Origin of the sequence: Arthrobacter sp. HMWF013, from assembly GCF_003061105.1 — a bacterium.
In the GTDB taxonomy this organism is placed as follows: Bacteria; Actinomycetota; Actinomycetes; order Actinomycetales; family Micrococcaceae; genus Arthrobacter.
Genome location: NZ_QAIQ01000072.1, coordinates 1 through 9,403, shown reverse-complemented (window position 1 = coordinate 9,403; position 9,403 = coordinate 1). Strand labels below are relative to the sequence as shown.

Below are 9,403 nucleotides of genomic sequence, written 5' to 3'. Positions count from 1 at the left end.
GTGCTGGTTGCCATGGCCCCTCTTCCCTGCTGCCGGCCCGGTTGGGCTTCCTTGCTGTCTGTCAGTGCGGGTGGCCCGGCCGGAACGGCTTTCGCCGCTCCGGCCGGGCCGCATACTGCTGTGCCCGCGTTTAGCTGCGCTTCGCTTTGCTACTCTGCGCGGCGTGCGGCGACACTGCGGGCTACGTTGACGCCGCCCACGAGCAGGGCCAGGGCCAAGGCGCCAAACCCGATGGTTGCTACCGTTGAGCCTGCCGATCCCATGCCTGCTGCTGCGGTATCGGACGAGCCGTCACGCGCTCCCGGTACTGACCCGGGTGAGGAATGAAGGCCTTCGATGGTCTGGACGGCCAGCTGGAGGTTCTTGTCGGCCAGGCTGCCCCAGGCGTACACGATGGTGTGCGTGCCTTCGCTGACGGTCACGTCAGCCGGGCCGATGACCGGGGCGGTGGTTCCGGTGGCGGCTACTGCTGCCGGGACGGTTCCGGGATCCAGGCTGAGGGTCTGCTCGTTGGGGTTGGCCAGGTTGGTGATGACGGGGGCGCCGCCGGCAAGGACATCAACTGCGGGGGCTGCTGCGGTGTGCCGGACAGTCAGTTTGCCCTTGCCCGCCGCGATCTGCGAGACATCGTTGGTGAAGAAGTTCGCCGTCGGCTTGCCTGCTGCATCGAGGTTTGCCACCGCCGTGTAGTTGCCGTTGGCAGCCAGCGTCACCGTAACCGGCCCGATGACAGGAGCCGAGGCGTCCGCGGCATCCGAGGCGGTAATGGCCAGTTCGTAGGCGCCGGCAGGCAAAGCCAGCGGCCCCGCCAAGGTTCCGGGGGTGAAATCGTCCAGGGTCCGGTCGCCGTTGACCCAGACATCCACGGTCAGTCCGGGAACGCCGTGCAGTACCGAAAGCTGGGCGTCGCCCTCGGCAGCCTGTGCCGGGCCGGCCAGAGCGATTGCTGCCGCAATTGCTGCTGCGCCCGCGCCTGCTGTGAAAATGCTTCTACGCATGTCCTGCTCCTTCATCGGCCCGCCTCGCGGGCATTTTTTGCTTACACCCCTACTACCGGCGCAGCATCGAATCCGGATGCACTTGCATGGAATTTTTCCAAAAAAAACTTTTCATGTCCCTGAGGGCTGGCTGGGACTGGCCGCCGGCGGAGCCGTGCTGGCCCGCAGCAGAAGCCCGGGAGTGACCACCGTGGAGCTGACGGAGGCTCCGGCCTCGATCTCCTTGAGCATGATGTCCATGCAGCGGCGCCCGAGTTCCTCGAAGTCCTGGCGGACAGTGGTGAGCGGCGGGCTGAAGTATGCGGATTCCGGCTGGTCGTCGAAGCCCACCACGGAGACGTCGTCGGGAACCCGGACTCCTGCCTCGTTGAAGGCACGCAGGATGCCCAGGGCCATCTGGTCATTGCCCACAAAAAGCGCCGTTGCTGAGCGTTCGGCCGCGAGCCGGCAGCCGATCTCGTAGCCGCTGCCCGCGCTCCAGTCGCCTTCGTGCAGCAGGTCGTGGGGGAGTCCGGCGTCCGCGAGCGCGCTGCGCCAGCCCTCGGCGCGGAGGGCTCCGTCAGTCCAGTCGGAGGGCCCGGCCACGTGGCCGATCCGCCGGTGGCCACATTCGATGAGATGCCCGACGGCGAGCTCGGCACCGCGCTTCTGGTCCACCATCGCGCCGCTCACGGCTGCGTTGCCCAGCGATCCGACAGCAATGACGGGAACGCCGGCGTTGTACTCCTCAAGGATTGCCAGGGTTTCGGAGTGCGGCACCAGTACGGCGATGCCGTCCACGGACTGGTCCGTGAAGTGCCGCAGTGCGTCGAAGATGGCGTCGCGGCTGACGGAGCGGAGGGCGGCGATGCTGACGAAATAGCCGGCGTCCCGTGCCGCCTGTTCCACGCCCAGCAGTGTGTTGGCCGGGCCGTATTGCGCGAGTTCGCTGCCCAGTACGCCGATGGTCTGCGAGCGCCTGGTCACCAGGCTGCGCGCCGCGGTGTTCCGGCGGTAGCCAAGCTCGGAGATGGCGGCCTCCACCTTTTCCCGGGTTGCTTTGCTGACGTTCGGGTGGTTGTTGATGACGCGGGACACCGTCTGGTGGGAGACCCCCGCGTGCTCAGCCACATCTTCAAGCCGCGGCAGGCGGGCGTCGCTTTTTTTCATGGGCCCATTGTGCGTGACCGGACAGGGGAATCGCGAATGGACCGTACCGGGGAACCTGGCCAGGTGGCAGACTGTGGCCATGAGTATCGAGCAGTGGTGGCCCAAACTGCAGCCTTCAACACGGGAATGGCTGATCCGGAACAATGGGGACGCGGTGCCGCCCGGGATCGTTGCCGAGATCAAAGATGCCGGCGGGATTGTTGACGGCGGGGAGTGGTGGGTTGGACAGGGTGAGGGGTCCGGCTTCTTTTTCTCCGACCGGGCGATCGATTGGATCGAGGCCGTGGCGAACGACGAAATGCCCGAAAACCCCTGATTTGCACGTCAACTAATGTTGACGAAGCCTCCATCCGTCAACTAATGTTGACGAATGGAGGTGGAACGCATGAAGACTCTTGTAGCGTCGATGGATGGCAAAGGTCCGGCCGAAGCGCTGTACGCCGTGGCTGAACTGCAGAAGGAAGTCGGACGGACTGAAGCATCCCTGGTCCGGAAGGCCCGTCAGGCCGGTTTGTCCTGGGAGGCCATTGCCCTGTGCCTGGGCGTCAGCAAACAGGCAGTGCACCGCAAATACGGGAAACAGTAAACGTCACTCCTGGGCCGGCGTACCGGCGTTCTGCCACAGTCCCATGACGTTGCCCTCGGGGTCCCGGAAGTAGGCATTCCAGCCCGAGCCTGGAACTTCCATCCTGCCCCGCACCGTTGCGCCGCCAAGACGGCCGATTCCGCCGTTGATGGATCCCGGTTCCAGGGGAACACCCTTGTCGTTCACCGGCGTGGTCATGGCAAGGCTGTACTCCATCTCCGGCGGAAGGACCTGGAAGTCCCAGCCGAACACTGTTGAGTAGAAGTTCCTCGCCCGTTCTTCGTCGTCCGCGGGAACCTCGAAATGTACTACTCCACCCATGGCAATCTCCTGCAGACCAGAAAGGGGATGACGCCGCGGTCCGGCGTCAGCTGTTTATCCTTTGGTGCCGGTTTCGATAGGGATCACCTCGATCCCTGCGCCCTGGCCGGTCACCACAAGGACGTTCGTCGCTGTGATGCCAGCCAAGGCAGAGACCAGCTGCGCTCCAGGCTCCGGCTCCCCGGGCAGGCCGCCCGCCGAGGGCGCCGGTCCGCGCCCGGCGCCGGCCCTTTTCCATACAGTGACCCTGGCACCGGTGGCGTCGGTGATCGCCTTGACCAGCGGCTCATGCCGTTCGGAGGTCACCAGGACGACGTGCCTGATGGTGCCGGCCTTGGTCGCCGCCGGCGCTGCGGCCGCCGCGGCGGCGAGGAGGACCCGCTCCCGGCGCCAGAGGGCAAAGTGATAGGCGGCCACAAAGCCCGCCGCCGTCAAAAGGCCCAGCGGCGCGCGGACGCGGTCCAGGAGACTGCCCTGGGAGACGTCACCGAGGAGGAATTCGAAGAGCCGGTAGCCAATCACCAGCAAGGCAATGAGCGCCACTACCGCGCTGACGCCGAAGAACACTATGAGATAGATGCGGCGGCCCGGCGGGATGGCCTCGGCCGTACGGGGCTGCCTGGCCGGCTTCCATGCCCGCCACCAGACGGGCCCGCCCACTAAGAGAGAGCTGAGGCCACCGAGCAGCAGGGTGCGGGTGCCGCCTCCCGCCAGGGGTGACACAGCCATGGCAAGCGCGGCATTGATCACCACGCCGACTCCGGAGGCGGCCGCCGCCAAGGCGACCCCTGCGGTCACCAGCAGGCCCGCGCGCCGGGTGGCAACAGAGCGGGCGCTCCCACTCACGCGGTGATACCGCCACACGAGGGCGCCGATGGCGAGGGCGGCGATGGCCGGGCCCAGGGGAGCCAGCAGTTCGTTCAGGGGCCCGGTCCTGTCGAACACCCACCTCAGGAGGACAAAAAGGGCGACGCCGGCCCCCACCAGTGCCGTGATGCCGGCCGCGAAGATCCCCGCGCCAATCAGTGCCACATCCACCAGGGTGGTCTGCAGTTTCCTGCCGCCGCCCCTGTACCAGTGCCACCACCAGATCACGCCGCCGCCGACCGCCCACACGAGCGCCCGGAGCAAGGGCTGCCACCACGATTCCGCCGCCGGGGTGAGGCTGACAAAGCCCCTGATGGCGACGTCGAGCAGGCCGCCCAGCACGGTGATGGCGGCGATGGCGCCTACCAGCAGTCCGTAGACCCACCCGATGACGGCGGGGATGTCGTCAAGATTAAGGGGATGTTTGACCGGGTGGCGCCACATCCAGCGGTGCCAGATCCAGATCGCCGCCCAGACCAGCCCCGTGGACAGGAGGCCGTGCCACTGCGGTTCCTGCCTGCCAATGAAGTTCGCCGCCATTCCCAGCAGTGACGTTGTGGAGACGAACAGGGAAACCGCGTAAACGGCTGTCAGGTACAGGCCCCACGCAGCCGTTCCGCGTTCTGCAGGATCTTCGAGCCTCTTCCAGACAAACCACCACAGGAGCGCGGCGAGGGGCCCGCCGATCAGCGTGAACGCAAGGGACCGGGACAAGCCGGCCACGTCAGCGGACGCCAGCACCGCTTCTGTGCTGAACAGCCGCTCCAGGAGTCCGCTGAGTCCGATCGCCGCGATGACCACCAAGGCAAACAAAAGTACGTACAGAATCAGGCGGCGGAGGGTCAGTTGCGCTGAGCCTGCCGGTGCAATTCCCGCGTCCAGCTGGGATGTCATGGCTTTACCGCCGGCCCGGAGCAGGACAGGAGCTGGTACGGTGCCTGGTCCACCATCCACTTGCCATCGGCCTTCACCAGGGAGAACCGGTCCTCCATCTCATATTCGGACGGTCCGAACGGGCCACCGGAGCCAGTGCTGACAACCACAGAGACCCGAACCAGCGCGGTGTTGTCCCTTTCGGTGGCGGAGATCAGGACGATGCGGGTGGGCAGCGGGCCGCTTTCGGCGAAGCCGCGGCACATGGAGCGTGCCGAGTCCGTGAGGTAGGAATCGGCGGTGGAGGTATCGCCGTCGATGACCGCGGTGCTGTACCGCTGGACCACCCCGGCGGGTGTCGACCCGTCCAGTGCCTCGGGCTCTCCGCGGGTGAAGACCACTGCCAACGCCACGATCACCAGGCAGGCAATGGCTGCGACGATGATGAGGAGGACCCGGTCAGGTTTTCGCGCGGCAGCGTTCATGCGGTCAGTATGGCGTACCGTCGGCCCACGTGGAGGTGTCTTCCGGCCCTGATTTCCGGTGTGCGGTCCCTAACGCGGCACGGCGAATCCGTGTCAGGATCAGGTATGCCAACCCGCCTCATGCTGCTCGACACCGCCTCCCTGTACTTCCGCGCCTTCTACGGACTTCCGGACACCATCGTCCGTTCCGATGGCACACCGGTGAACGCGGTCCGGGGCCTCCTGGACATGATTGCCCGGCTGACCACCGACTACGGCGCGACCCACCTGATCGCCTGCTGGGACGACGCGTGGCGGCCGCAGTGGCGCGTTGACCTGATCCCCACCTACAAGTCGCACCGGGTCGCCGAAGAAATAGCCGGTGACACCGACGTCGAGGTTGTCCCGGACGCCCTGGAGGCCCAGATCCCGCTGATCCGGCACGTGCTTGGCCTGGCCGGCATCGCGGTGGTGGGAGCTGCCGAGCATGAAGCGGACGACGTCGTCGGCACCTACGCCAGCCATGCGGATGTTCCGGTCGATGTTGTTACCGGTGACCGCGATCTTTTCCAGGTCGTGGACGACGCCCGCCAGGTGCGGGTGATCTACACCGCGAAGGGGATGCGGAACCTCGAGGAAGTGACCGATGCTGTGGTGGTCGGGAAGTACCGGGTGCTGCCTGAACAGTATGCCGATTACGCCACACTGCGGGGCGACGCGTCGGACGGGCTGCCGGGCGTCGCCGGGATCGGGGAGAAGACCGCCGCGTCACTCCTGCTGGAGTACGGAACCCTCGAAAGCCTGCTCGCAGCGGCCGCGGACGGAGGCAGTGGCCTGTCGAATTCGGTGCGTGCAAAGCTCGCCGCCGCCGCGGACTACCTGATGGTCGCACCCACCGTGGTGAAGATCGTCCGCGACCTGGAGCTGCCCAGCCCGGCGGAGGCCGGAGCCCGGCTGCGCCCTGTCGCCGGCGGCCCGCGTGCCGAACTGGAGCGTCTCGGGCTTGAGTGGAACCTCGGCGGCTCCGTCAAGAGACTGCTGGCCGCGTTGGACCTGACGGGCTAAGGCAGAGACGGCGGGGGGCGGTGGGTAAGCTGGCTGTATCCAATTGATAAGCATGCTGATAAAAGAGGGTGGATGCCATGCCCAAGACCGGCAGGAATGACCATGCCCGCAAGGAGGAGCTGCCCTCAACCTTGCAGCGCTCCGAGCAAAAAGCCCAGGACACCTTTGCCAAGACCTACGATTCAGCCCTCGAGTCTTACGACAACGACGAAAGCCGGGCGGCCCGCACAGCATTCGCGTCACTGAAGCACAGCTACGAGAAGGTGGGCGATCACTGGGAGCCAAAGGAGAAGCGCGGCCCCTCCGACAAACACGCAGAACAGGGAGCCGACTCGTCCCAGCCCACCGCGGGAGGCGTGGACGCCAACGCCTCGAAAGAGCACCTGTATAAGCGCGCCCAGGAACTGAACATCCAGGGCCGTTCAAAAATGGACAAAGACGGACTCGTCAAGGCGCTGCAGAAGGCCAACGACGCCGCCACCCGGAAGGCCCTGAAAGACTAAGGGGAGGCCGCTGGCAGGAACTGGCCGTTCCTGATCTGTGATGGACCGAAGACGAGGGCCAGCGGGGCAATCTCCGTTGGTCCGGACCTCCGGGAGAGGGGCCGGCCCACCGCTACGTGGGGAACCCAGTGTGGGTACCGGTAGCCCAGCGCGGGGGAGCTGAGGATGAAGTCGTCCACGTTGTCCACGAGCAGCGATTCCAGCAACCCGTGCAGCCCCTGAACCAGCGCAACCTGGAAGTCGTGCACGTGCTGCGGCACCTCCACCTCGAGGCCCGCAATGCCACCTCCGCCGAGCACCATCAGACGCTCTGCCGTGCCGGAAAAACCGGCCAGCACCGGCAGCGCCCGCAACCAGGCCGCCGTTTGCCCGATGGCCTCATCAGCGCCCGTGATTCCCTTGGTCCACTCCGTCACATCCCGGCCGAAATCCTCCAGGATGCCCAGATGAAGCAGGGTCAGGTGCAGTCCCCGCGGCCGGCGGAGAGCCAGCACATGGTTGCCGAGTGCTTCGAAGTCGGCTGGCCCTGTTCCGACACTGAGCACGGGCACCTCCACCGTGATGCGCGGAAGTGCCTGCATAACCGATCTCCTCAATCCCGTCCCGACCGGTGACCTGGCTGCCATTATCCTCCGGTGCCGGGTGTTTGCCAGCGCTGCTGCTCTTGCCGTTATGCCCGCCAGGGTGTCGAATCGAAGGACACGGTTCGGCACGGTGCATGGCAAAGACGCCAGGAGGTTCCCATGTCAGTCAAAGGCACAAAGGAGACAGCGCGGACGGCGGGGCGGGGCGGCCCGGAAGGCCGGCGGACTGACGCCCAGGCGGGCATCGCGGCACAGGACCCTGCCCAGGTGAGGAATGTGGCGTTGATCGGGCACTCTGCTGCCGGGAAGACCATGCTGGTTGAGGCACTGCTGGCTGCGCACGGCATGATTACCCGGAAGGGCTCGATCGCTGAGGGAACCACCGTCACCGACTCCGATCCTGCCGCAGTCCATCAGCAGCGCTCCGTCACGTTGTCGGTGGTTCCGCTGCTTATTGACGGCACTAAAGTGAACCTCCTGGATACGCCGGGGTATCCGGACTTTATCGGCGAACTTCGGGCGGGGCTGCGGGCTGCGGACGCGGCCCTGTTTGTTGTCTCAGCCGTGGACGGCATCGATGCCACCACCACCGCGCTGTGGGGGGAATGCGAACAGGCCGGGACTCCGCGGGCCGTGGTGATCACCCGGCTTGACCATCCCCGCGCAGATTACGACGGCGTCCTGGCCGCCTGCCAGCGGGCCTTCGGTGAGTCGGTACTGCCGCTCTATGTCCCGGTCCTGGCTGGCGGGGAAGTGACCGGGCTCCTCGGATTACTGTCAGGAACGGTCTCTGACTACTCGCCCGAACAGTCAGCGCCGTCAACGTCGAAGGGCAGCCCCGAAGAGCTGTCCGGATCCGAAGCCGCGCGTGGCCAGCTCATCGAAGGGATCATCGGGGAGAGCGAGGACGAGACCCTGATGGACCGCTATCTGGGGGGCGAGGACATCGATGCTGAGGTCCTGGTCGCTGACCTGGAAACCGCCGTCGAACGCGGTTCCTTCTTCCCGGTCATTCCCACATCGGCAGTGACCGGGCTCGGCACCGCGGAACTCCTGGAGCTCCTGACCAAGGCCTTTCCGTCGCCCCTGGAGCGCGGCGTCCCCGAAACAACCGACCTGGCAGGGGGCCGGGCAGCAGCGCTGGCGTGCGATCCTGCCGGCCCGCTGGCCGCCGAGGTGGTCCGCACCACGGTGGACCCCTTTCTGGGACGGGTCTGCCTGGTCCGGGTCTTCTCCGGCACCCTGCGGGAAGACACCGCAGTGCATGTGGCCGGCCACGGACTCGCTGAGCGCGGCCACCAGGACCATGACGCCGACGAACGCCTGACGCACCTCTATTCCCCGTTGGGAGCAAACCTGCGCCCCGTGCCGCACTGCGTCGCCGGAGACATCTGCGCCGTGGCGAAGCTGGGGAGTGCCGAGACAGGCGACACCATTTCAGGCAAGGACCAGCCGCTGCTGCTGGCCACCTGGGAAATGCCCGAGCCGCTGATGCCGGTGGCCATCGAGGCGGACTCCAGGAGCGATGAAGATGCGCTCGCCCGGAGCCTGGCAAAGGTGGCTGCCGGCGATCCCACTCTCAGGGTGGAACGGAATTCCGAGACGCACCAGCTGATCCTCTGGTGCATGGGGGAGGCACACGCTGACGTAGTGCTGGACAGGCTGCGCGACCAGGGCGTTAAGCTGCACACCCTCGAGGTCGTGACGCCCCTGCGTGAGACCTTCGCCGCCCCGGCCGCCGGGCACGGCAGGCATGTCAAACAGTCCGGTGGGCACGGGCAGTACGCCGTCTGCGATATCGACGTCGAACCGCTTGCGAGGGGCGCCGGCTTCGAATTCGTGGACAAGACAGTGGGTGGCGTGATCCCGGGAACCTTCATCTCCTCGGTGGAAAAAGGGGTCCGTGCCCAGATGCAGAAAGGACTGGCGGCTGGCTTCCCCGTGGTTGACCTGCGCGTAACCCTGGTAGGCGGAAAAGCGCACAGCGTTGACT

11 protein-coding genes are annotated in these 9,403 nt (G+C 66.3%); 5 read left to right on the top strand and 6 right to left on the bottom strand.

Going from position 1 to position 9,403, the window contains the following annotated elements; translation table 11 throughout:
* Positions 1–149 precede the first annotated feature (149 nt).
* Both DBR22_RS03510 and DBR22_RS03505 read right to left on the bottom strand, forming a co-directional pair.
* Positions 150–998, bottom strand: a complete 849-nt coding sequence (locus tag DBR22_RS03510; protein WP_108597805.1) for a DUF4397 domain-containing protein — start codon at positions 996–998, stop codon at positions 150–152.
* A gap of 111 nt (positions 999–1,109) precedes the next feature.
* Complete coding sequence (locus DBR22_RS03505; RefSeq protein ID WP_108597804.1) at positions 1,110–2,147, bottom strand: LacI family DNA-binding transcriptional regulator; 1,038 nt, start codon at positions 2,145–2,147, stop codon at positions 1,110–1,112.
* 79 nt (positions 2,148–2,226) lie between these two features.
* Between DBR22_RS03505 and DBR22_RS03500 the strand changes: the two genes are divergently transcribed.
* Positions 2,227–2,463: a hypothetical protein gene (locus tag DBR22_RS03500; protein WP_108597807.1), complete on the top strand. Its 237-nt coding sequence runs from the start codon at positions 2,227–2,229 to the stop codon at positions 2,461–2,463.
* 54 nt (positions 2,464–2,517) lie between these two features.
* The gene (locus DBR22_RS03495) at positions 2,518–2,733 is read left to right on the top strand and encodes a transcriptional regulator (protein WP_104174334.1); all 216 of its coding nucleotides are present in this window, start codon (positions 2,518–2,520) and stop codon (positions 2,731–2,733) included.
* A gap of 3 nt (positions 2,734–2,736) precedes the next feature.
* Here DBR22_RS03495 and DBR22_RS03490 read toward each other — a convergent pair whose 3' ends face one another.
* From DBR22_RS03490 to DBR22_RS03480, 3 genes are read right to left on the bottom strand one after another with little or no spacing between them, the layout of a single operon-like run.
* On the bottom strand, positions 2,737–3,054 hold the full coding sequence (locus tag DBR22_RS03490; protein WP_108597803.1) for a glyoxalase: 318 nt from the start codon (positions 3,052–3,054) through the stop codon (positions 2,737–2,739).
* A gap of 54 nt (positions 3,055–3,108) precedes the next feature.
* Entirely contained in the window at positions 3,109–4,815 is a 1,707-nt protein-coding gene (locus tag DBR22_RS03485; protein ID WP_108597802.1) for a DUF5671 domain-containing protein, read from the bottom strand.
* Positions 4,812–5,279 carry a hypothetical protein gene (locus DBR22_RS03480; protein ID WP_108597801.1) on the bottom strand — a complete coding sequence of 156 codons (468 nt, stop codon included), beginning with the start codon at positions 5,277–5,279 and terminating at the stop codon, positions 4,812–4,814. Before DBR22_RS03480 ends, DBR22_RS03485 begins: the two co-directional genes overlap by 4 nt.
* 105 nt (positions 5,280–5,384) lie before the next feature.
* Here DBR22_RS03480 and DBR22_RS03475 point away from each other — a divergent pair, with 105 nt between their 5' ends.
* The gene (locus DBR22_RS03475; protein ID WP_181365008.1) at positions 5,385–6,323 is read left to right on the top strand and encodes a 5'-3' exonuclease; all 939 of its coding nucleotides are present in this window, start codon (positions 5,385–5,387) and stop codon (positions 6,321–6,323) included.
* A 77-nt stretch (positions 6,324–6,400) separates the two neighbouring features.
* Positions 6,401–6,826, top strand: coding sequence for a ChaB family protein (locus DBR22_RS03470; protein WP_108597806.1), 426 nt, complete (start codon positions 6,401–6,403; stop codon positions 6,824–6,826).
* Here the strand turns inward: DBR22_RS03470 and DBR22_RS03465 are convergent.
* Positions 6,823–7,407 carry a hypothetical protein gene (locus tag DBR22_RS03465; protein ID WP_108597799.1) on the bottom strand — a complete coding sequence of 195 codons (585 nt, stop codon included), beginning with the start codon at positions 7,405–7,407 and terminating at the stop codon, positions 6,823–6,825. The two genes, DBR22_RS03470 and DBR22_RS03465, sit on opposite strands and share 4 nt — an antisense overlap.
* 162 nt (positions 7,408–7,569) lie before the next feature.
* Here DBR22_RS03465 and DBR22_RS03460 point away from each other — a divergent pair.
* Positions 7,570–9,403 (top strand): elongation factor G-like protein EF-G2 (locus tag DBR22_RS03460; protein ID WP_108597798.1); only part of this gene is annotated, 1,834 nt, incomplete at its 3' end.

Coding starts and splice junctions, on each gene's coding strand:
- DBR22_RS03470 (WP_108597806.1), top strand. CDS start 6,401: ATGCCCAAGACCGGCAGGAATGACCATGCCCGCAAGGAGGAGCTGCCC.
- DBR22_RS03475 (WP_181365008.1), top strand. CDS start 5,385: ATGCCAACCCGCCTCATGCTGCTCGACACCGCCTCCCTGTACTTCCGC.
- DBR22_RS03485 (WP_108597802.1), bottom strand. CDS start 4,815: ATGACATCCCAGCTGGACGCGGGAATTGCACCGGCAGGCTCAGCGCAA.
- DBR22_RS03495 (WP_104174334.1), top strand. CDS start 2,518: ATGGAGGTGGAACGCATGAAGACTCTTGTAGCGTCGATGGATGGCAAA.
- DBR22_RS03500 (WP_108597807.1), top strand. CDS start 2,227: ATGAGTATCGAGCAGTGGTGGCCCAAACTGCAGCCTTCAACACGGGAA.
- DBR22_RS03480 (WP_108597801.1), bottom strand. CDS start 5,279: ATGAACGCTGCCGCGCGAAAACCTGACCGGGTCCTCCTCATCATCGTC.
- DBR22_RS03505 (WP_108597804.1), bottom strand. CDS start 2,147: ATGAAAAAAAGCGACGCCCGCCTGCCGCGGCTTGAAGATGTGGCTGAG.
- DBR22_RS03510 (WP_108597805.1), bottom strand. CDS start 998: ATGCGTAGAAGCATTTTCACAGCAGGCGCGGGCGCAGCAGCAATTGCG.
- DBR22_RS03465 (WP_108597799.1), bottom strand. CDS start 7,407: ATGCAGGCACTTCCGCGCATCACGGTGGAGGTGCCCGTGCTCAGTGTC.
- DBR22_RS03490 (WP_108597803.1), bottom strand. CDS start 3,054: ATGGGTGGAGTAGTACATTTCGAGGTTCCCGCGGACGACGAAGAACGG.